Consider the following 21160-nt stretch of genomic DNA (forward strand, 5'->3'; position numbering starts at 1 on the left):
CTACTTCTTGCGGAAGAGTTGGGATAAGAAAAGCTTAATGCGCGTCCAGAACAGCCGGATGCTGTATAATGCACCTAGCAGCCCTGCAATCAGAAGCTGGAATAACATGCTGCCCGAGCCCGGATCGATGTAAAGTAAAATCATGGTAAAGTTGTTTTCTGCAACGTATCAGTTGAAAAGTAGCTTGTAATATTCTTAAAAACAAACTTCGTGTTTTCAGTAGAAAAGAAAATGCTATCATCTTTTAAAGGATATCCCGCATTGGCGTAAAAATTAAAAATCAAGCGAAATGTGTTAACTGGGGTGATTGTACCATAGAGCTGCGCTTTTAAGCCGGTGTCGGGTATATAGTAGGCATTTAAAATAGACATCTTCTCGCCATAATCATCCGCGTCCATATTTATGAAGTCTGGTCTGCCCCACGAACCATGGTCGCCCTGCAAAATGATCAATGATTTTCTTTCTTTTCGGCTTTGTATGGCATCAATCGTTTTTAAAAGTTCCTGATTCCCGTACTTCACCTGTTTGATATAACCTTTCTGATAGGCGCTCTTGTACGCTTGGTCAGTGGTGTAGTTCGTGCGCATGCCCAAGGCGAATGCGCCATCCTGGGTAGCTAGTGAACCATCCTCATTAAAAACAAAAGGAGGGTGCGCCAGCAAGATATGCATAAAAGCCATCACAGGCTGCTTGGGCTGAAGTACCAAATTACGGGGCTGTTGCAGCGCAAATTTCATTTTTTCCCGGTGCTGCTCAAATAGGAAAGAAAGAATGGGGCTGCTCTGGGTAGATCGGGTAAACTTCTTAACAAGGTCGTTTTCCAGCAGAGATGGCACCAGGGAGTTATTATAAACGATCGTTTCAAGTTCTGTAAAAGTGTGCGTCGGTGATAGCGTTCGGTCAGTGTTTATAGTATTTGTGAAATCGTAGCTTGTTGCCGTGTTGATAGTGGAGTAACCGAGGGTTTTAAAGTTCCTGATAACGGCATTGTCTCTAAACAGCGCTTTAAAATAACTAACCGGTTGCTTGGCAGGATTGTAGAGCTCCTGCAAATAGTCCATGTTTAAAGTAGAGGTAATAGAAAGGTAGGTTTGAGGATAATTAGAATGGCTGTTTTTAGCTACATAAAACCCCCGCTTCTCCAGCTCTTTTATAAACGGCGAGTTGTCAAATCCCAGTCTTTCCTGTAGCACGTCCGCGCGGCCATACCCGTCGAGAATAAAATAATATACATCGGGATATGCGGCGCCGGGTAGCACGTTGGCCAATTCTGTTTTACCCTGCCGGGGCGCGTTAGTGGCGGCCGTTGCTACCTGCCATCGGGAAAAAGCCAGCGAGGAGAGGGGCAGAATATACAGGAACAGCGCCATTACCATTGCGATACGGCCCAGTTTGGAGGCAGTATCCGGCGTACTTCTTTTCAGAACCCACCAGGCCGCTACAACCACCAGGCCCGCTGACAGCATAACGTACCGGTGCTTGTGCAGATCGAAACCCAGGAGGGTTAACTGATCGGTGGCGGCATAATACGCACCGTAAGAAAAAAACAGCAGCATGATAACAGAAGCTAAGATCCCGGACTTGTGCTTGTTTCTAAACAGCAATTGGAGCAAAAGCCACACAACTGTAGTCGTAAGCAAGGTAGCACACAGTAACGGAAGTGCAGCAGAGAAGTCTGTAAACTCCCGGTTACTGACATACACATGCACGATTGGGAAAAGCGCGAATAGAAAGGGGTAAAGTGGAAACAAACGGAAATTTGCTGGCAACGTTGGCTGAGGCATAAAGTATGGCCTTTGGGAGCACTATTTTAATGGCATAATGCACAAATATAGCAAATGGTTCGCTATGGCCTACTTCGCAGCAAAGTATACCGGGTAGGAGCATCTCCAACAAAAAATAGACATCTTTTGCTTTAAACCCGAACACCTTGTAACTTGCAGTTGTTTATAAACAGTCTAAATAAAAACAACCAGAGGTGCTACAGAAAACAGAGGAACAACAGGTCCGCAAAAGTGTGCGCGACCTGAAGATTGGGGAACGTGGCGTGATCTGTTGCCTTCAGGACCCGGAAATGGGTTTAAAGTTGTTGGAAATGGGCTGTTTGCCGGGCACCGAGGTAAAGCTGAACAGCCGCGCGCCTTTCGGCGACCCGATCACCATCATCGTGAATGATTATACCCTCTCGCTGCGGTTAGACGAAGCGGAGACTATTTTGCTAAAGCCCTAGCACGGATACATGACTGTCATTACCCAGCCTGAGGAATTAAAGCAAACGCCGCCGCCTGTACGCCAGTCAGAGGCGCGGATTGCCTTAATTGGAAACCCGAACTCAGGTAAAACCTCCCTTTTTAACCAGCTTACCGGCCTCAACCAAAAGGTGGGTAATTTTCCGGGGGTCACAGTCGATAAAAAAACAGGGTATAGCCAGCTTACCTCCCAACTCCGGGCACAGATCATTGATTTGCCCGGCACCTACAGCCTGTACCCGAAGTCGCTGGATGAGCGCGTCATCATCGACCTGCTCTACGACCCGGCTTCGCGGCATTACCCGGATGTGGTGATCGTTACCGCTGATGCGTCTAATTTAAAGCGCAACCTGCTACTGTTCACGCAGCTGGCCGATTTGCGTATTCCGGCGGTGCTGGCCCTGAACATGGTGGATGTGGCCGAACAGGAAGGTGTAAAGATAGACGTGGCAGCCTTGCAGCGGGAACTAGGCGTGCCGGTTATCCCCATGAATGCCCGAAAAGGCATTGGCGTGGCCGCCCTTAAAATCATCATGACGCAGCCGTTAGAACCCACCCCGGTTTCTTTCTATGCTATTCCAGCCGAACTACAGCCCGTGCTTGACCGAATTCAGGCACGTTTTGAGCTGTCTACCGGGTATTTGGCCCTACAGTACGCCCACCAGTACAAAAACCTAAAGTTTTTGAAGGAGGAGGACCATGCCTGGCTCGATGAGCAGCTGCATGCGGCCGGCTTTGAGTCCATTGCCTTACAGGCCAACGAAACCATTGCCCGCTATGTGCGGATAAACGAGCTTTTGCTGGATGTGATGCGGGTGGAAAAGGCCGTAAAAGATGAGAAATTCAGTAACCGCCTGGACCAGGTGCTCACGCACAAGGTTTTTGGATACCTTATATTCTTCACCATCCTGTTCCTGATCTTCCAGGCTATTTTTGCGTGGGCCAGCTACCCCATGGACCTGATAGACCTGGGCATAGCCAACCTGAATGCCCTGATACAGGATAACTTCGAAGGCCCTCTGGTAAACCTGCTTACCGAGGGAGTGATCGCCGGGTTGGGCGGGGTGCTGATTTTTGTGCCTCAGATTGCCATTCTCTTTGCCTTTATCGCCATTCTGGAGGAAACCGGGTACATGGCGCGTGTCACGTTTATGATGGACAAGATCATGCGCAAATTCGGACTGAACGGCAAAAGCGTGGTACCCCTGATCTCGGGGGTGGCCTGTGCCGTGCCTGCCGTTATGTCGGCCCGTACGATCGAGAACTGGAAAGACCGCATGATCACCATCTTTGTGACGCCGCTGATGAGCTGTTCGGCGCGAATTCCGGTGTACACGGTGCTGATTGCGCTGGTGGTGCCCGAGAAATATTACCTCGGTTTCCTGAACCTGCAGGGCCTGGTGCTGATGGGGCTTTACCTGATCGGCTTCCTGGCTGCCATTTTCTCCGCCCTGCTCCTGAAAACGATTCTGAAGGCCCGCGAGCGCAGTTATTTCATCATGGAGTTTCCGGTGTATAAAATGCCGCGCTGGAAAAATGTGGGCATCACGATTATAGAGAAGTCTAAGGCCTTCGTGTTTGAGGCCGGAAAAGTGATTGTGGCCGTCTCGATCATACTTTGGGTACTGGCCTCGTATGGTCCCGGAGATAATTTTGAGGCAGCGCGTCAAAAGGCGTCAGCTGAGGCGGCGCAGCTAAACCTGAGCGAAGCACAGACAGAAAACCTGATCGCCGCAAACCAGCTGGAATCATCTTACGCAGGTTTAATAGGGCGCACCATCGAGCCCGTGATCAAGCCCCTGGGCTACGACTGGAAAATAGGGATTGCCCTGCTTACGTCGTTTGCGGCCCGGGAGGTTTTTGTGGGCACCATCTCCACCATTTACAGCATAGGGGAGGAAGAGAATGTGAGCACCATAAAAAACAAGCTGATGGCCGAGAAGGACGAGAACGGGGACCCTTTTTTTACACCAGCACGCGCCTACTCCCTCATGATCTTCTACCTGTTTGCCATGCAGTGCGTCAGTACCCTGGCCATTGTGCGCCGCGAAACAAAAAGTTGGAAATGGCCTTTGGCACAGCTGCTGTACATGAGCGGGCTAGCCTATGTAATGGCGTACATCACCTACCATATTTTTAGTTAGCAGCTTCCCTTATTATGCGTTTGTTTAGTGTATGGCCAAAATTAACTGGCTTGCGTATAATGCTATGCTACCTACACACGATTCTTCTAAACAAAATATAGCTGTCCCGTTTCTTAGCGGTTGGCCTATATAATTTGTCTTCCATTTGTAAACAGGTGGGAGCAAGTATGTTAAAGAAATTTGTTTTAGTTCCCTTGAAATTAGCGTTGTAACTTTTTTTCTTGCAAATGCTGCGTTTTATTTTGTTTAACTGAAGGATATTCTGTAAACTTGTTAATCTCTTACCTTAAACAAAGCTATATATGATAAGACAATTACTTTTACAAAATCCATTTCTTATAACTTAACCTGGCCATAATCTAATATCTCGCATATTGCATTGGCTATTTTATCCTTTCCTTCCGGCTGCTGTGGTTGAATAATACATTCAACTTGCTTTTGTTAACTTTTTTAAAAGTTATTGCATTATAGCTGCTTTAAATTGAAGGTTGTTAAACGCAATGCTGCACAAATACGCAGCTTTTGCAAGCCTTTCAAGTATGTGTGACTATTATATGGTTATGCTAACAATTTATTGTTTGTATCCCTGAGCCTGTGGCTCAAACTTATTTGTATTCATTATAAATGCTGGAGTAACTGTGCCAAGTTCCCTTTTATTTATGATCAATGGAAATAAGATTCTACTAACCTGACTGATTCAGGCTGCTAAAACCAGCCGATTAGTAATAAAACAATAATTAATATTCACTTACCTCAAACAAACAGCACAATGAAAAAACTATTATTGTTGACCTTCCTGCTGGTCTCCTGCTTGCTGCAGCAAGCAATGGCGCAGAGTAGGACCATCACCGGTAAGGTGACTGATGCATCCACAAACCAGCCGTTACCTGGCGTGACGGTTATGGTAAAAGGTACCTCTGTAGGTACTGCAACATCCGCTGACGGTACATACAATTTAAATGTACCGCAAGGCGGAACTACCTTACAGTTTAGCTTTATCGGCTATCGCACCATGGATCGCGCCATCGGTAATGCAGCTTCTGTAGACGTGGCGCTTCCTTTAAACATGGAGCAACTTTCTGAGGTTGTGGTAACAGCTCTTGGTGTAAAGAGAGAAGCCAGAACCATTACGTATGCATCGCAGGAGGTTAACGCTAAGAACCTGAACATTACGCAGGGTGTTAACGTGAAAGACGCCCTGGCCGGTAAGGTAGCAGGTGTGCAGATCAACGGCCAGGCAGGCTCAAAACTGGGCCAGTTCGGTAAGCTTCGTATCCGGGGTGCTATCTCCCTGACAAGCGATAGCGATCCGCTTTACATCGTTGACGGTATCCCGACTCCGGACCCTAACGACATCGACATGAACAATGTGGAGTCGGTTAACGTGCTGAAAGGACCAAATGCGACATCACTTTACGGACAAAGAGCTGAAGCCGGTGTTGTGGTGATCACAACTAAAAAGGGTACAGGTGGCTTAGCCGTAGAGCTTACAAACGCTACTACCTGGGATAAAGTGGCTTACCTGCCTAAGTACCAGAACCTATATGGTCAGGGTTATGAAGGGGACGATTCTTTCGCTATTTTCGAGTTTGATCCATCTATCCACAGACCTGAGTGGCAGGTATTCGACGGCAAACGTTATATTCAGTGGGATAACAACTACGCTGATGAAAGCTGGGGTCCTAAAATTGATGGTGGAGACTACATTCCGTGGTATGCCTGGTGGAAAGGAACAGATGCAAATCCAAATCCTTACTTCGGCCAAACGGCTAAGTATACAGCGCAGCCAAACAACATCAAGAATTTCTACGATACAGGTCTTACTAAAAAGAACGGTATCGCTGTAAGCGGCGGCACCGAAAAATTTAATGCGCGTTTAGCTTATACAAACCTGGACCAATCAGGTATCACGCCTTCTACAGACCTGATGAAGCATTTTGTGAACACCAACTTTGAGTTTAAAGCAACAGATAAATTAACTGTAAATTCAAACATCCGCTTCACAAACTCTACTATCCACGGTGATTATGACGATGATTATGGCAACCAGACTTCAGGTTCTTTCAACTCTTGGTTCGGTCGTGACATTGACATCAGCAAATTAAGAGAACTAAAAGACCTGACAACTCCTGACGGGCACTCTGCCTCTTGGAACTGGTGGGGCCCTGACTACTACTCGTACTATGGCCCATCAGCCCCTGGATTCACAAAGCCAGCTTTCTGGTTCAACCCCTACACATTCCTGGATCAATACGATCAGCAGCGCACCAACAATAACATAGCGGGTAGCCTTTCTGCTGCTTACCAAATCAACAACAACTGGGACTTCTCAGTAACAGGCTCCAGAAATGCAACGAACTACGAGTCAGAGTTCTTCTTCCCTTTCTTCCTGTCTAACTCTGCCGCTCCTGAACTTTACAACGCATGGTCTAACAGCTTTGGTAAATACCGCAGAGCAAACGCTGAGAACAACTTCAGCTCTTTGTTGAAGTACAACAACAAGTTCGGCGATTTTGACCTGAACGCATTTGTGGGTGGTAACATCAGAACAAACGACTATGAGAGCATAGAAGCCTGGATGAACGCCGGGGCTAAATCTGGCGGCCTGATCATCCCGGACCTGTACGACTTCTCCAATGCTGGCGAGGTGCCAACACCTTCTACGTTCCTGTATGAGAAAGAAGTGAGGAGTATCTATGGTAATGCTTCCTTCGGATATAAAGACATGTTGTACCTGGATGCCAGCTTAAGAAGAGACTGGAGTTCTGCACTGCCTGCCGACAAGAATGGCTATAGCTACCCATCTGTGGGTGCCAGCTTAATTTTCTCTGAGCTAGTTAACTTCGATGCACTGTCGTTTGGTAAGTTAAGAGCAGGATGGGCACAGGTAGGTAACGATGTGGATGCACTTCTCATTAACCCAATCTACCCAATCGCAGCTAAGCCTTTCCATGGCAACACGGTATTGATGTATAGCCCAACTACGCTGGTAGATCCAAACCTTATTCCTTCAACTAACACCTCAATGGAAGTTGGTTTTGATGTGAAGTTCTTTAAAAACAGAATGGGCTTAAGCTTTACTTATTATGATGAGAACAGAAAAGATGAGATCATCCCTGTAAGTATATCAAAAGCATCTGGATACAATGCCTTCCTTACCAATGCGGGTGAGTCTTCAAGAAAAGGTATTGAACTCGCTTTAGATGGCGATATCTTAAGATCAGAAAGTGGCTTTAACTGGAACGCGACCTTCAACTTCGCAAGAAACAGAACAACTGTTGATGCATTACCCGGAGACCTGAAAGCAATTACTGCCCCTGGCGGAACAACTGCTTTTGACTTTGTATCGGTAATTCATGAGCTCGGAAATAACTGGGGCCAGTTAAGAGGTACCGGTTTTGCGAGAGATGAAAAGGGTAACAAAATCCTGCAGCCTAACGGATTGTACGAAGTAGAAAGAAACCAGTACTTTGGTAGCGTGCTGCCCGACTTTACAGGTGGTTTGCTTAACAGGTTCAGCTACAAAGGTGTTTCTTTAGTTGCTTCTATCGACTTCCAGAAAGGTGGTAACTTCTTCTCTTTATCTGAGATGTGGGGTGAATCTTCTGGTCTGTTAGCAGAAACTGCAGCCATAAACGACAGAGGCTTTAACGTACGTGACGATGTTGCTGATGGTGGCGGCGTTCACGTTGTGGGTGTTGATCAGAATGGAGAAAAGGTAGATACCTATGTAAATGCAAACAGCTACTTTACGCAGTTCTACGGTAACAGGCTGGCAGAGCCTTTCGTGCACGATGCCAGCTTTATTAAGTTAAGAGATGTAAACCTGTCTTACGATGTTTCTAACCTGCTTAAGAAGAACTTCTTTGTAAAAGGTGCAACAGTAGGTGTGGTTGGCAGAAACCTGTGGCTGATGTCGGTATCTAAAGATAATACGCATCGTTGGGATCCGTCTGAATTGTCGCAGACTTACGGCGAGAACGGACAGTTGCCAGGAACGAAAAGCTATGGTGTAAATGTTAGGTTAACTTTCTAAAAAAATGAAAATGAAAAGGATTATATATTTATTGTTATTCGCTTCGCTCTCACAGGGTTTTGTGGCCTGTGAAACGGTGGACTTTGGAGACAAGAACGCGAACCTGAATGGCGCTGAAGAACCGTCTCCTGCAGGTCTGATGGCCAGCGCTATGATGTCTTACGCTACTTATACAGGGAGAGATGGGCTAATGAAGCCTACGCTTTATGTACAATACCAGGCTCAGGTAACCTACACCGATGAGATGCTGTACTCTGAGGCTCCGGCATCATGGTATACCTATTACGTGAATGTAATGTCTAATCTGGATGAGGTTATTAAGTATAACCAGAACGATGCTAACCAGGGTGCTGCCCTTAATGCACAAGGGGCACCCCAGAACCAGATTGGCGTTGCCATGATCATGAAAGCGATTGTGATGAAGCGCGTGACGGACACTTGGGGAGCTGCTCCATATTCTCAGGCGTTCCAGGGCTTAGATAATATTTCACCTGCCTATGACAAGCAGGAGGATATCTACAAAGCGCTTATCAGCGAGCTAAAAGCTGGTAGAGATATGCTGGATGCTTCTAAGGCACTTCCAACAGGTGACATCCTATATAATGGCAATGTAACGATGTGGAAGAAGCTAGCTAACTCTGTGCTTTTACAAGCAACTTTACAGTTATCCAAAGTTGATGCGGCTTCATCTATTGACGCAGCTGGCGAGTTCAAAGCTGCTTTAAACGATCCAGCGGGTGTAATTGATGAGATCAAAGAAGAGGCATGGTTTCAGTATGAAGACCTTACAGGCTTCAGAAATCCATGGAATGCCAACAGAACGCGCGACTACTTCCTGACAGGTGAGTTTGTGGACGCTTTGCAAGGTGATCCAAAGACTACTTCACTGAACCCTACATCAAACACAACCTCTGATGCAAGAATTGGTGTGTGGGGTAAGTCTCTAACAAGAGAAGGAGTGCCTTACGGCTATGCCGGTGGAAGTGGTTCTGGTAAAAATCAGGTATCTACTTTATATTATTGGAATAACACTTCGGCGTTGCCACTCATGACAGCCTCTTATACTTATCTGAACAGAGCGGAAGCGGCTAAGCTTGGCTGGACAAGCGAATCTGCTACTGAAATGTTAGAGAAAGGAATTGTGCTCTCTTTCCAAACACTTAATGAGCATAACATTGAAACTGCAAGAGCAATAAAAGACGAAAATGTTAGAAAAGATGAATTAGCTAAATTGCAGGCTTTGCTTGATCAAGCACCGGCTTATGCTGCTGCCCGCCTTGCTGACGCATCCACTGTTGGACTGGCTCAGGTAATTGGCGAGGAGAAGTGGAAGAGCTTGTTCGGAATGGGCTTTGATGCCTGGGCTGAATGGAGAAGAACAGGATACCCTAACCTGAAGCCTGCAAAGGACTATCAGAACTCCGGTATGATCCCGACAAGATACCTGTACCCAACTGAAGAGGTTAACCTGAACAATGCTAATTACCAGACTGGTGTAGCTGGCTTATCTCCTGCTAAGGATAGCAACACCGCCCATGTTTGGTGGGATGTTGACTAATTGAATAGTTAGATTGTGAAGTAGATAGATAAGAATACTAAATTTTAGTCTTCTTCATTGAAAAGGCCTCCGGATTCCGGAGGCCTTTTCTTTTAACCAAAAATGGGAACTCAACATACAAATGCTAAAACCATTTTATGAACGAAGGAACTCGGGGAAACCTATTTGTAGATTAAAAAAACCGCTGGTTGTTTGTGGATATCCGGCAGCTTGCCTTTCCATTGCTGAATGGTTTTGGTCTGGATAAACTCGTGCTCCGGCGAGGTGATGTTAGCGGCAATGCACAGCCTGGTTTCAGGGTGCAGGGTGGCGAGTAAGTCATCGAGCAGCTTGTTGTTGCGGTAAGGCGTTTCCATAAAGATCTGGGTCTGGTTCAGTTGCTGCATGTCTTTTTCCAGTTGGCGCAGCGCCTGCAGCCTGTCCCGCTTCTCGATGGGCAAATACCCATGAAAGGCAAATTGCTGGCCGTTAAAACCACTGGCCATCAGGCTTAGAAGTATGGCCGAGGGGCCGGCAAAGGGCACTACTTTTATACTTTTCTGGTGTGCATACTTTACCACCTCGGCACCGGGGTCAGCCACGCCCGGGCAACCGGCCTCCGATATTATGCCCGCGTCCAGGCCTTGTTCCTGTAACGGGAGAAGGGATGCCTGCACCTGAACAGCGGTGGCGTCCTTGTCTATCTGCACAAATTTCAGCTCTTCTATGACCAGTTCCGGGCAAATGCTTTTAACGTAGCGGCGGGCCGTGCGTAAATTCTCTACAATAAAATACCGGAGTTGGCGCACGGTCTCCACTACCTGCGGGGAAATCACCTGGTCAGCGGTGCCCTCTGCTAATACTGTAGGAATCAGGTACAAAATTCCGGGTTGTTTCATGGCTGCAAAGGTAGCGGTTTATTTATGGAGTGTGAAGTTGCAAGCAGGAGGAAGAAAAATGTCTCACCAAGCCTCGCAGCCAGTAGCGGGCTTTTTGGGGAAAAATATATAAACTTGAAGTTACGACATATGCCATTTAAAGGGGCTACTATATACGAGCATCCCCCTCCTAAAACAGAAGGGGGTTAGGGGAGATAGAATTTGACCCGTGTGGCTCGTGAGGAATCAACACCAATCTTACATGCATCGTAACCTGAATTCTCAGTCGATACTTAAAAAAGTGGTGACCAGGTCGTAAACCTGATCGGGGGCCTCGGCGTGCACCCAATGCCCTGCCTCGGGAATGGTCTCCAATTCTACCAAAGTAAACAGGTGCTCAATGTTTCCGTACAGGTCTTCCGAAGTAATGTAGTTTGATTTGCCGCCACGGATAAAAAGGGCATGTTTTTTAAACGGCACATCGGCAGTGATAGGGCCTGCAATTTGCTCGTAGTTTTTATCAAGGGCATCCAGGTTCATGCGCCAGCCAAAGGTATTGTCCTCTTTGCGATACAGGTTTTTCATCAGGAACAGGCGCACATCTTCGGTTCGGATGTATTTAGCCAGTTGCTGGTCTATCGCACTCCGGCTTGTGGCCTTGCTCAGGTCCACGGATTGAAGCGCATCAATGATCTCATCGTGGTGAGGCGGGTAAGCCTTGGGAGCGATGTCTACCACGATCAGCTTGGTAAGGCGGGTAGGGTACTTTAGCGCATAGTTCATGGCTACTTTGCCACCCATCGAGTGACCCATAATGGCGGGAGTGGGTATTTGCAGGTCATCCACCAACTCCAGTACATCGGCAGCCATCACATCATAGTCGTGCTGCTCGCTGTGCGGTGACCGGCCATGGTTGCGCAGGTCTACCAGAAACACGTTGTAATGCTCGGCTAGTCTCTTGGCCAGGGTTGCCCAGTTATCCAAAGTTCCAAACAAGCCATGCAAAATCAGCAGTGGCTGCCCGTGACCCATTTCCTTGTAGTGTAACTTCATAATGTCAGGTGCAATTTTCATGAATATTTAAGCCTCAGGATGAGCAGTATACGCTGATTTTTTACCCACCCCTCCCCCTCCAAAGAGGGAACTACGTGCGCGAGTATAATATCCCTCACCGGAGGGATAAATTTGTCTTCAATGTCAAACACGCTATGCCGTAAGTTATGCGTTAGCGCAACTTGTGGCTATGTATGAGGCCAATTTATAACTAGCGTACTATTCAAAGCTATATTTTGCCAGTTATAAACCGGCCACCAAGTCCGATCGCCAGTTAACGCTTTGCTCAAACTAGCGGCATCTAATTATATCGTTGCCATTTTCCCCTACAAGTTTAACCCTGAAGGGATGAGCTTGGCTTCAATGTCAAACCCGAGTGCATTAACTTCTAGGGAGTACGAAAGCAGTAGGCAGGCAGCTGAATTAAACCACCTGAATCAGTTTCTCATCCGGGTTCCGCTTCTTCAGAATGCCAAAAGGCTGTAGCTGCAGGCCATATTGCGCAAACACTAGCAGCACTTCCTCACGTCCGGCAGGGTCTACGGCTACCAGCAGGCCGCCGCTGGTCTGCGGATCGCAGAGCAGGTGCATTTGATCTGGGGTCAGGTCAGCCAGTTTGTGGCCGTAGCTGTCGAAGTTACGGTGGGTGCCCCCGGGTATGGCTTTTTGCGCCAGGTATTCCAGGGCTTCGGGCAGCACCGGCACCTTATCAAAGTATACTTCTGCGTTCAGGTTACTGCCCTCGCACATTTCGGAGAGGTGCCCCATCAGGCCAAAGCCTGTTACATCGGTCATGGCTTTTACCTGTGCCAACTGCCCCAGCGCTGCCCCTATTTTGTTAAGCTGCATCATTTGCTGTGGGGCCAGGTGCGCATGCTCGTCTTTCAGAATGGCTTTTTTCTGTGAGGTGGTCAGGATGCCCACACCCAGCGGTTTGGTCAGGTACAGTTCGCAGCCTACAGTGGCGGTGTCGTTCTGCTTCAGGTTCTGGATGTCTACCATGCCCGTTACGGCCAGGCCGAAGATCGGCTCTGGGCTGTCGATGCTGTGCCCGCCAGCAAGCGGAATACCGGCCTCGTGGCAGATGCTGCGGCTGCCTTCTATCACACGGCGGGCTACTTCTGGCGATAGCTTGTCAATCGGCCAGCCCAGTACGGCAATCGCCATCATGGGGGTACCACCCATTGCGTACACATCCGAAATGGCATTAGCGGAGGCAATGCGGCCGAAGTCGTAGGCATCGTCCACGATCGGCATAAAAAAATCGGTGGTGCTGATAACGGCCTTGCCGTTGCCCATGTCATACACGGCAGCATCGTCGCGGGAGCTGTTGCCTACCAGCAGATTCTTCTCCTCGGGGTAGTGGATGTCGGAGTGCAGGATTGTGTCGAGCACTTTCGGCGAAATCTTGCAGCCACAGCCAGCGCCGTGGCTGTACTGGGTAAGCTTGATGTCTTGCGCAGGGGTTTCTTCCATAGCTATAGTAAGTTATGCTTTTTAGCGAACTGCACCACTTGTGCAGCGTTTTCTTCGGGGTCTATACTTTGGAGAGGCAGCGGATGCACATGCCCCCTATTGGCCAGGTCAAAAGTATAAGTTTTATCATAATAAGATAAGGCGATCTCCACCATTTTCTCCATATCGCCGAGGGCAATGGCAGCCAGGGCCTCTTTGGTGGCCAGGCCCCCCAGTCGCTTCTGTATCTTCAGAATGGAGGTCTCCAGCAAGGCTTTATCGGTTTGGCAGTACTCCTGTGCCAGTTTTTTGATGCGCAGTTCTTTCGGTATCCGGAGTGCGATGGTGGGGGCAGCCTGCATCTGCCTGTGCAGGGGCAGGGGCATCATTACGCGGCCAATGGTCTTGCTCTCATCTTCCAGCCACAGCGCTTGCGCTACGGCAGTCTGGCGCAAGGCCATGCCCAGCAGGTTCTCAAAATGCTCGGTGCTTGGTTGCGGGGCCATGCCGATACTTCCGAAGGCAGAACCTTTGTGACTGGCAAGCCCTTCCAGGTCTATGGCTTGTTGGCCAAGCTGTTGCAGGTAAGGCAGGATGTCGGTTTTGCCGCTGCCCGTTAAGCCGCCAAGTATGAGCAGCCGGCGAGGCGTGCTGAATTGCTCCTGCATCAGGTGCCGATACGTTTTATACCCTCCCTGCAACAGGTGCACTTTAAAACCCGCGAAATCCAGGAGCCAGGCCATGGCACCGCTGCGCATGCCGCCACGCCAGCAATGCACCAGCAGCTCTTTGTCTTTAGCCAGTCGGTTGGCGGCTTTCACGAACCCGGACATGCGGGGGCCAAACAGGTCGAGGCCCAGCAGCACGGCCGGGTCATGGCCCTGTTTTTTATATGCGGTGCCAACCAGCGCCCGTTGGTCATCATCAAAAATCGGGAAAGAATGGGCCGCTGGCATATGGCCTGCCGCATACTCTTTGGGCGCGCGGGCATCCAGTACCGGCAGTTGTTCCGCTAGTTGTAAAAACTCCTGTATGCTAATTGTATGTACCATCTACTTAAGCTGACGCAGGTATAGCTGTATAGTGTTCTCCAGGCCAAAGTAGAGGGCGTCGCAGATCAGGGCATGGCCGATGCTTACCTCCATCAGGTTCGGCAGGGTGTCGTGCAGGTACTTCAGGTTATCCAGGTCGAGGTCGTGGCCGGCATTCAAGCCGATGTTGCAGGCCTGCGCTTTTTGAGCTGCGGCCAGGTAAGGCGCAATGGCCTGTTCCCGGCTGGCGCTGTAGCGCCGGGCGTAGTCTTCGGTATAAAGTTCGATCCGGTCTGTGCCCACAGCCGCTGCGCCCGCTACCATCGCCACATCAGGGTCCACGAAAATAGAGGTACGAATCCCCAGTTCTTTTAGCTCCCCGATCACATCTGTCAGAAAATCTTTGTATGTTAGGGTATCCCAGCCCGCGTTGGAGGTAATGGCGTCGGGGGCGTCGGGCACCAGGGTGGCCTGCGCGGGGCGTATTTCTTTCACAAGCTTCAGGAAATCAGGCGTAGGGTTGCCCTCAATGTTAAATTCAGTGGTCACCACCTGCTTCAGGTCATACACATCCTGGTAGCGGATGTGGCGCTCGTCGGGCCGCGGATGCACCGTGATGCCTTGGGCTCCAAAGCGCTCACAATCCTGGGCCGTTTGCACCAGGTTAGGCCTGTTGCCGCCGCGGGCATTCCGTAGCGTGGCTATTTTGTTTATATTTACACTCAGTTTGGTCATGGGAGTCTGGCTGCAATATTTCAGGCTGTTCAGGCCTTTTACTAATGAAAGACTAAAATTAGTGTAATTTTGTTTAAGATGACACCCCATACCCCGGACGGCAGTCACGTATAACAAACGCACTGCCGCAGGAACAGCGGCAACAAAACCGTTTAAAGTATAAACCAACATAAAACTATGGCATTAAAAGAACGCATCAATACCGACATCAAAGCGGCTATGCTAGCCCAGGACAAGGGCCGTTTACAAGCCCTTAGAAGTATAAAATCGATGATCATGCTGGCCGAAACAGAGAAAGGCGGCACCGAGGCCCTCAGCCAGGACACCGAGATGAAGCTCCTGACCAAGGCGGCCAAGCAGCGCCGCGAGTCGGCGGAGCTTTATGCACAGCAGAACCGCACCGACCTGGAGGAGATAGAACTGCAGGAACTGGCCGTGATCGAGGAATACCTGCCCCAGCAATTGGATGAGGGCGATCTACGCGCGCGTTTGCTGGAGATCATACAGCGTGTTGGCGCCACCGGGCCCTCCGATTTGGGCAAGGTAATGGGCGTGGCCTCCAGAGAGCTGGCCGGGCAGGCCGACGGACGGGCTATCTCCACTACTGTAGGAGAGCTGCTCAACAACACCGATTTTTAAAGTATAAGTAATTACGTGCCAGAGCCCGGGCAAAGTATCGCCGGGGCTCTGGCTATACTTTGCCAAACTATAACCGAAGCGATTGAAGCAGGCCCTTTGACTTTGATCAGGACTATATGAGTACGTTTGATTTTTTCTTGGCTTTGCCCATTCTGTACGGTGCTTTTCAAGGCTTTCGGAAGGGCTTGCTTTTAGAGCTGGTATCGTTGGTGGCACTGGTGCTGGCGATACTGGGTGGCCTGAAGCTGCTGGACACGGCCTTACCCGTAATGGAAGAATTTGTTGGCGACGCACACGGGCTGCTGCCTTATGTTACGTTCCTGGTCGTATTCGTCGGCATTATCCTGCTGATCCATGCGGGAGGCCTTATCCTGAAAAAGGTAGTTGATTTCACGCCTTTCGGCCTCTTCGATAACGTGCTGGGGGCACTATTGGGCGCCCTGAAATGGTGTGTGGCCCTAAGTCTGCTGCTCTACGTGTCAGATATGGCCGGCATCAGCGTGTCCGACGACACGGCAGCTGCCTCTATGGTGTACCCGGTGGTGCTCAAAACCACCCCTTATGCCCTGGATATACTTGGGTATGTGTTGCCATTTGTCAAAGCGCTGATATTCTCCCTGAAGCAGCACTTTTAAGCAGGCAGCGAGGCAGCAAGTATAAAAAAGTATAAAAAAGAGGCATGCGAAGGCATAATCTCTTTTTGCGACGTGTTTCTATACTTTGAGGTTGACATCACGCATGATTATTCCGCCACCTGCGGCAGTTAAAAACCAGCGGCGATATGTGTAAGTTACATGCCCAAACGCTTTAAATTCATTAGCCCCATGCTGTTGCTGCTCGATAACTTTGACTCGTTTACCTACAACTTGGTCGATTACTTTGGGCAGGCAGGTGTTACGGCAACAGTTGTTCGCAACGACGTGCCGCTGGAGCAGCTGAAACAACTGCCCGTGAAAGCGGTTGTGTTGTCTCCGGGGCCTGGGGTGCCACAGAAGGCCGGCAGCCTGATGGACACGATCCAGTATTACCATACCCGCGTACCCATGCTGGGTATTTGCCTGGGGCACCAGGCACTGGGGGAGTTCTTTGGGGCCAGGCTGGAGAAAGGCATCCGGCCCATGCATGGCAAGGTGTCGGAGATCAGTTGCGTGCCGGATCCGCTTTTCGAGGGTTTGCCGCTGCAAATGTCCGTGGTGCGCTACCACTCGCTGGTGCTGCGCCAAGCCCCGGCCAGCCTTGTTCCGTTGGCCTACACCGCAGCCGGGGAGTTGATGGGCTTCAGGCACAAAACGCTGCCGCTTTACGCGCTGCAGTTTCATCCGGAGGCCGCCTTAACCACTTATGGGCTCCAAATACTTCGAAATTGGGTTAGTATTGCTAATATTGCAGACTAATTAATCGTATTTCGCAAAAAATACGTTTCTTTTACAAAGATTACGACACATGGATTTACAGATAAAACAGGAAGCTGGATTTAAGTACATCGACGAGGGGGAGGGCGAGGTAATGGTTCTGTTGCACGGTTTATTTGGTGCGCTCAGCAACTGGCACGGGGTAGTAGACCATTTTTCAAAGCAGTATCGTGTGGTGATTCCCCTTATGCCGATCTACGAAATGGCGCTGCACAAAGCAGGGGTGCCGGGGCTGGTCTCTTTTGTAGAGGACTTTGTAAAGCACATGAAACTTCAGGACCTGACCCTGCTGGGTAACTCCCTGGGAGGGCATGTGGCACTCGTGTATACCCTGAATAACCCAAACCAGGTTAAGCGCCTGGTATTAACGGGCAGCTCCGGTTTGTTCGAGGATTCGATGGGCGGCTCGTTTCCGAAGCGCGGCAACTACGACTACGTGAAAGAGCGGGTAGCGTATACGTTCTATGACCCGAACACCGCCACCAAAGAACTGGTTGACGAGGTGTTTGACATTACCAACAGCAACGCGAAATGCCTGCGCATCATCGCCATCGCCAAGTCGGCGCAAAGGCATAACATGGCCAAGGACATCACCCATATAAAAGTGCCGACGCTCTTGATCTGGGGGCTGAACGACACGATTACTCCCCCCATGGTGGCGCACGAGTTTAACCGGCTGATGTCCACTTCAGAACTGTATTTCGTAGATAAGTGCGGGCATGCCCCCATGATGGAACATCCGGAGAAGTTTAACAGTATCTTAGATAAATTCTTAGCCAAAACATCCATAACCGAAACCGCAGCATGATCGCAGAAGAACTCATCAACCACATGATTCCACCGCTGAAGCTCTATGACACCGTAGAGAAGGCGTTGCGTTGGATGGATGAGTTCCGGGTGAATGAGCTGCCGGTGGTAAGTAACCGCAAGTACGTGGGGCTGGCCACCGAGCTGTCCCTGATTGAGCTTCCGGAGCGTTCGCAGCAACTAAAGGAGCTGGAACTGGAATACGAGGACGTGCATGTGCAGGGGCACCAGCATTTTTACGATGTGATGGAAGCCGCCATCAAGAATAAGATCCAGGTGGTGCCGGTGCTCGACGAGGAGCAGGATTACATGGGCATCATCACCATCAACGACACGCTGGCCGCCTTCGGGCAGATGTCCGCCTTGCAGGGGCAAGGCAGTATTCTGGTGCTTTCGATGCCCGAGCGGGATTATTCGCTTAGCCAGATCAGTAGGTTGATAGAGGAGGAGAACACCAAGATACTGAGCGCCTACGTTGCCCCGGACGAAATGGACCCTTACAAGATCAAACTCACCCTAAAGCTGAACACCACCGATCTCAGCCGGATTATTGCCACTTTGGAGCGTTTTGAGTACCGCATTACCGCGCAGTTCAACGACGGTACCGACTACGACGTGGGCCGCGACAGGCTCGACATGCTGTTTAAGTACCTGGATATTTAAGCACATGTTTAAAATGCATCATGTGGGTGGCCAACTGCCCCTGTATATTATCTCTTCCGAAGCATTTCAGGTACCTGGGCACGTCGTTTTCCGCAAAGGCCGGGAGTCGCCATTTACAATCTTAAGCGCTGCTGCAAAGCCCCAAAATAACTTCTGCTTACCTTTTTCTATGCAGTTTGCGCCTGTAAAACCCGAATTTGAAAGGGCGTTTAGTCAGCTCAGGAGATAATGCGCCAGTTTATTTTTATACTTGCCCTTTGCCTGCCGGCAGTGCTGCAGGCTGCGCCCTGCCCCAACCCGGTCGTGGCAATAGAGAGCGTGTCTTTTACCGGCAACGAGGTAACCAGAAATCAGGTGCTGCTCCGGGAGCTTACCTTTGCGCCCGGCGACTCAGTGGCTAACCATGCGCTGGAAGCGTTGCTGGAAGAAAACCAGAAACGCCTTTTTAACCTGCGCCTGTTCCTGCATGTGAACTACTCCTACACCTGCGCCGAGGGCCTGGTGCGGGTGCAATATGAGGTGCAGGAGCGGTTCTATCTGTACCCCATCCCCATCCTGGACTTTGCAGACCGGAACTTTAACGCCTGGCTCGAGAAAAAAGACTGGAGCCGGATTGACTATGGCCTGAGCCTGGTGCGGCGCAATTTCAGGGGGCGAAACGAGGAGGTGCGCCTGCGGGTGCAGCAGGGCTTTAACAAGCGGCTGGAGCTCTCGTATCGGGTGCCCTACATTATCCGGAAGCAAAACCTGGGTGCGGAGGTGGCCGTTTCTGATTACCGGAGCCGCGTGACTAGCTACACCAATCTGAACAACAGGCAGCGCTTTGTGGAGCAGGAGGAGGTACTGCCCATTAAGCGTACATCTGTGGCGGCGGGCATCGTTCACCGCCAAAGCGTGCTGCGGCAGGAGGGGCTGCGCCTCTCGTACCATAACGAGCAGATATCGGACTCCGTGCTCCGGCTAAACCCCGACTATTACACGCGCGCCCTTACCGAACGGCAGTACCTCCGGCTGGAGCTGTATAAGGTGGTAAACCTGCGCAACAACTTTGTGTACCCGCTTACGGGTAGTTATTTTGAGGCAGGCGTGGCACAAACCTTTTTTCTGCAAAATACTGGCTCTCCTTTTACCACGGCACGGGCAAAGTATGTCAGCTACCTGCCGCTTTCGGATAAGTATTTTTACACAGCGGGAATAGAAGGGCAGGTGCGCCTGGCCGGCAGCCATGCCTTTGCCGATAATATTGCCATGGGCTACCGCTCGTACGTGAGGGGCTACGAGCTGTACGTGGTGGGCGGGCAGCACTACGGGCTTTTTAAACAGGGTATAACGCGGCAACTGCTTGACATTAAAAGTATAAAGCTTAAATTTATAGATAACCCGAAATTCAACAACATCCCGCTGGCTGTTTACCTGAACGGCTTTACAGACGCGGGATACGTGGTGGACAATATTTTTGGGAAGGGCAACTCGCTGACGAACCGTTTTTTAGCCGGCGGTGGGCTCGGGTTGCACGTGGTCACGTTCTATGATTTTGTGTTTCGCTTGGAGTACACCCTGAACCGGGAAGGCGACCGCGGCTTTTACTTTAGCGGGCGCATACCCTTTTAAACCGAACCAGTAATGAGAATAGCTATACTCGGCAAACCATTCAGTGATAACATCGCGCCTTTTATCCAGATGCTCTTCGATGAGTTGCTGCGCCGGAAAGCGGAGCTGTTCATGGTAGAGCACTTTCAGCTATACTTGAAAAACACGCTGAACCTGCCCACCGGCGTCCAAACGTTTAACCGCGGCGACAAGCTGGAAGGTGTGGATGTGGTGCTGAGCATTGGCGGCGATGGAACGCTATTGGACGCGGTTACGTATGTGGGAGCCCAGGAAATTCCCATACTGGGCATCAACACGGGCCGGCTTGGGTTCCTGGCCACCATTCCCTACGATAGCATCAGCATCGCTATTGACGCCCTGTACAAGGGCCATTATACTTTAGACGACAGGGCGCTGATACGGGTAGACTCGGACCAGGAGATGTTTGACGGGATCAACTTCGGCCTAAATGAGTTTAGTGTGCTTAAGCGCGATAGCTCTGCAATGATCGTGGTGCATACCTACATCGACGGCGAGTACCTGAACTCCTATTGGGCCGATGGCCTGGTGGTGGCAACCCCCACAGGCTCTACGGGTTACTCCCTTAGCTGCGGAGGACCCCTGGTGCTCCCTCAGACCAACAATTTCGTGATATCCCCCGTATGCCCGCATAACCTGAACGTGCGCCCCATGATCGTTTCTGACCGCAGCGTAATCTCATTTGAGGTAGAGGGCAGGAGCAGCGGTTACCTGGCCTCCTTAGACTCCCGGTCCACCCCCGTGGACATGTCGGTGCAGCTGGCGGTGCGGCGTGCAGATTTTTCAGCCCGGCTTATAAAACTTCATCATGTTAACTTTCTGAGCACCCTCAGGAGCAAGCTTAACTGGGGATTAGATAAAAGAAATATAATTATAAGGTAATTTATATTAA

The 21160-nt window shown here is 50.0% G+C and carries 18 protein-coding genes; 11 read left to right on the plus strand and 7 right to left on the minus strand.

Translation table 11 applies throughout. The annotated features are described in order from the left end of the window. Complete coding sequence (locus AC4BAN_RS12970) at positions 1-144, minus strand: hypothetical protein (protein WP_490564834.1); 144 nt, start codon at positions 142-144, stop codon at positions 1-3. Further along, a complete protein-coding gene (locus AC4BAN_RS12975) occupies positions 141-1784 on the minus strand; it encodes a hypothetical protein (protein WP_490564835.1) in 1644 nt (547 codons plus the stop codon). The genes AC4BAN_RS12970 and AC4BAN_RS12975 overlap by 4 nt, the downstream gene beginning before the upstream one ends. Positions 1785-1978: 194 nt before the next feature. Here AC4BAN_RS12975 and AC4BAN_RS12980 point away from each other — a divergent pair, with 194 nt between their 5' ends. The 4 genes from AC4BAN_RS12980 to AC4BAN_RS12995 all read left to right on the plus strand — a co-directional run bounded on the left by AC4BAN_RS12980 (position 1979) and on the right by AC4BAN_RS12995 (position 9987). Then, positions 1979-2230, plus strand: a complete 252-nt coding sequence (locus AC4BAN_RS12980; RefSeq protein ID WP_490564836.1) for a FeoA family protein — start codon at positions 1979-1981, stop codon at positions 2228-2230. 9 nt (positions 2231-2239) lie between these two features. Beyond that, a complete protein-coding gene (gene feoB, locus AC4BAN_RS12985) occupies positions 2240-4393 on the plus strand; it encodes a ferrous iron transport protein B (protein ID WP_490564837.1) in 2154 nt (717 codons plus the stop codon). Between the two features lie 769 nt (positions 4394-5162). Continuing rightward, on the plus strand, positions 5163-8429 hold the full coding sequence (locus tag AC4BAN_RS12990) for a SusC/RagA family TonB-linked outer membrane protein (protein WP_490564838.1): 3267 nt from the start codon (positions 5163-5165) through the stop codon (positions 8427-8429). 10 nt (positions 8430-8439) lie between these two features. Further along, complete coding sequence (locus AC4BAN_RS12995; protein ID WP_490564839.1) at positions 8440-9987, plus strand: SusD/RagB family nutrient-binding outer membrane lipoprotein; 1548 nt, start codon at positions 8440-8442, stop codon at positions 9985-9987. A gap of 161 nt (positions 9988-10148) precedes the next feature. On the opposite strand, the gene AC4BAN_RS13000 is transcribed toward AC4BAN_RS12995, so the two are convergent. The 5 genes from AC4BAN_RS13000 to AC4BAN_RS13020 form a co-directional block, all read right to left on the minus strand. Continuing rightward, positions 10149-10865, minus strand: coding sequence for an SAM-dependent methyltransferase (locus AC4BAN_RS13000; RefSeq protein WP_490564840.1), 717 nt, complete (start codon positions 10863-10865; stop codon positions 10149-10151). Between the two features lie 261 nt (positions 10866-11126). Then, positions 11127-11897, minus strand: a complete 771-nt coding sequence (locus AC4BAN_RS13005; RefSeq protein WP_490564841.1) for an alpha/beta fold hydrolase — start codon at positions 11895-11897, stop codon at positions 11127-11129. Positions 11898-12320: 423 nt separating this feature from the next. Further along, the gene (selD, locus tag AC4BAN_RS13010) at positions 12321-13373 is read right to left on the minus strand and encodes a selenide, water dikinase SelD (RefSeq protein WP_490564842.1); all 1053 of its coding nucleotides are present in this window, start codon (positions 13371-13373) and stop codon (positions 12321-12323) included. 2 nt (positions 13374-13375) lie between these two features. Further along, positions 13376-14404 (minus strand): tRNA 2-selenouridine(34) synthase MnmH, encoded by a 1029-nt coding sequence (gene mnmH, locus AC4BAN_RS13015; RefSeq protein WP_490564843.1) that lies wholly within the window; start codon positions 14402-14404, stop codon positions 13376-13378. Further along, positions 14405-15118 carry a pyridoxine 5'-phosphate synthase gene (locus AC4BAN_RS13020; protein ID WP_490564844.1) on the minus strand — a complete coding sequence of 238 codons (714 nt, stop codon included), beginning with the start codon at positions 15116-15118 and terminating at the stop codon, positions 14405-14407. Between the two features lie 177 nt (positions 15119-15295). Between AC4BAN_RS13020 and AC4BAN_RS13025 the strand changes: the two genes are divergently transcribed. The 7 genes from AC4BAN_RS13025 to AC4BAN_RS13055 all read left to right on the plus strand — a co-directional run bounded on the left by AC4BAN_RS13025 (position 15296) and on the right by AC4BAN_RS13055 (position 21150). Then, on the plus strand, positions 15296-15757 hold the full coding sequence (locus AC4BAN_RS13025) for a GatB/YqeY domain-containing protein (RefSeq protein ID WP_490564845.1): 462 nt from the start codon (positions 15296-15298) through the stop codon (positions 15755-15757). 116 nt (positions 15758-15873) lie between these two features. Beyond that, complete coding sequence (locus AC4BAN_RS13030; RefSeq protein ID WP_490564846.1) at positions 15874-16392, plus strand: CvpA family protein; 519 nt, start codon at positions 15874-15876, stop codon at positions 16390-16392. A gap of 159 nt (positions 16393-16551) precedes the next feature. Beyond that, complete coding sequence (locus tag AC4BAN_RS13035; RefSeq protein WP_490564847.1) at positions 16552-17151, plus strand: anthranilate synthase component II; 600 nt, start codon at positions 16552-16554, stop codon at positions 17149-17151. A 49-nt stretch (positions 17152-17200) separates the two neighbouring features. Further along, positions 17201-17977, plus strand: coding sequence for an alpha/beta fold hydrolase (locus AC4BAN_RS13040; protein ID WP_490564848.1), 777 nt, complete (start codon positions 17201-17203; stop codon positions 17975-17977). Then, entirely contained in the window at positions 17974-18639 is a 666-nt protein-coding gene (locus AC4BAN_RS13045; RefSeq protein WP_490564849.1) for a CBS domain-containing protein, read from the plus strand. Before AC4BAN_RS13040 ends, AC4BAN_RS13045 begins: the two co-directional genes overlap by 4 nt. A gap of 228 nt (positions 18640-18867) precedes the next feature. After that, the gene (locus AC4BAN_RS13050; RefSeq protein WP_490564850.1) at positions 18868-20250 is read left to right on the plus strand and encodes a BamA/TamA family outer membrane protein; all 1383 of its coding nucleotides are present in this window, start codon (positions 18868-18870) and stop codon (positions 20248-20250) included. Between the two features lie 12 nt (positions 20251-20262). Beyond that, complete coding sequence (locus AC4BAN_RS13055) at positions 20263-21150, plus strand: NAD kinase (RefSeq protein ID WP_490564851.1); 888 nt, start codon at positions 20263-20265, stop codon at positions 21148-21150. Positions 21151-21160 lie beyond the last annotated feature (10 nt).

Source organism: Pontibacter sp. GD13 (assembly GCF_058216355.1).

Excerpts from the sequence above, each read along its gene's own strand:
- AC4BAN_RS12970 (WP_490564834.1), bottom strand. The coding sequence starts at position 144 with ATGATTTTACTTTACATCGATCCGGGCTCGGGCAGCATGTTATTCCAG.
- AC4BAN_RS12975 (WP_490564835.1), bottom strand. The coding sequence starts at position 1,784 with ATGCCTCAGCCAACGTTGCCAGCAAATTTCCGTTTGTTTCCACTTTAC.
- feoB (WP_490564837.1), top strand. The coding sequence starts at position 2,240 with ATGACTGTCATTACCCAGCCTGAGGAATTAAAGCAAACGCCGCCGCCT.
- AC4BAN_RS12990 (WP_490564838.1), top strand. The coding sequence starts at position 5,163 with ATGAAAAAACTATTATTGTTGACCTTCCTGCTGGTCTCCTGCTTGCTG.
- AC4BAN_RS12995 (WP_490564839.1), top strand. The coding sequence starts at position 8,440 with ATGAAAAGGATTATATATTTATTGTTATTCGCTTCGCTCTCACAGGGT.
- AC4BAN_RS13000 (WP_490564840.1), bottom strand. The coding sequence starts at position 10,865 with ATGAAACAACCCGGAATTTTGTACCTGATTCCTACAGTATTAGCAGAG.
- AC4BAN_RS13005 (WP_490564841.1), bottom strand. The coding sequence starts at position 11,897 with ATGAAGTTACACTACAAGGAAATGGGTCACGGGCAGCCACTGCTGATT.
- selD (WP_490564842.1), bottom strand. The coding sequence starts at position 13,373 with ATGGAAGAAACCCCTGCGCAAGACATCAAGCTTACCCAGTACAGCCAC.
- mnmH (WP_490564843.1), bottom strand. The coding sequence starts at position 14,404 with ATGGTACATACAATTAGCATACAGGAGTTTTTACAACTAGCGGAACAA.
- AC4BAN_RS13020 (WP_490564844.1), bottom strand. The coding sequence starts at position 15,118 with ATGACCAAACTGAGTGTAAATATAAACAAAATAGCCACGCTACGGAAT.
- AC4BAN_RS13025 (WP_490564845.1), top strand. The coding sequence starts at position 15,296 with ATGGCATTAAAAGAACGCATCAATACCGACATCAAAGCGGCTATGCTA.
- AC4BAN_RS13030 (WP_490564846.1), top strand. The coding sequence starts at position 15,874 with ATGAGTACGTTTGATTTTTTCTTGGCTTTGCCCATTCTGTACGGTGCT.
- AC4BAN_RS13035 (WP_490564847.1), top strand. The coding sequence starts at position 16,552 with ATGCCCAAACGCTTTAAATTCATTAGCCCCATGCTGTTGCTGCTCGAT.
- AC4BAN_RS13040 (WP_490564848.1), top strand. The coding sequence starts at position 17,201 with ATGGATTTACAGATAAAACAGGAAGCTGGATTTAAGTACATCGACGAG.
- AC4BAN_RS13045 (WP_490564849.1), top strand. The coding sequence starts at position 17,974 with ATGATCGCAGAAGAACTCATCAACCACATGATTCCACCGCTGAAGCTC.
- AC4BAN_RS13050 (WP_490564850.1), top strand. The coding sequence starts at position 18,868 with ATGCGCCAGTTTATTTTTATACTTGCCCTTTGCCTGCCGGCAGTGCTG.
- AC4BAN_RS13055 (WP_490564851.1), top strand. The coding sequence starts at position 20,263 with ATGAGAATAGCTATACTCGGCAAACCATTCAGTGATAACATCGCGCCT.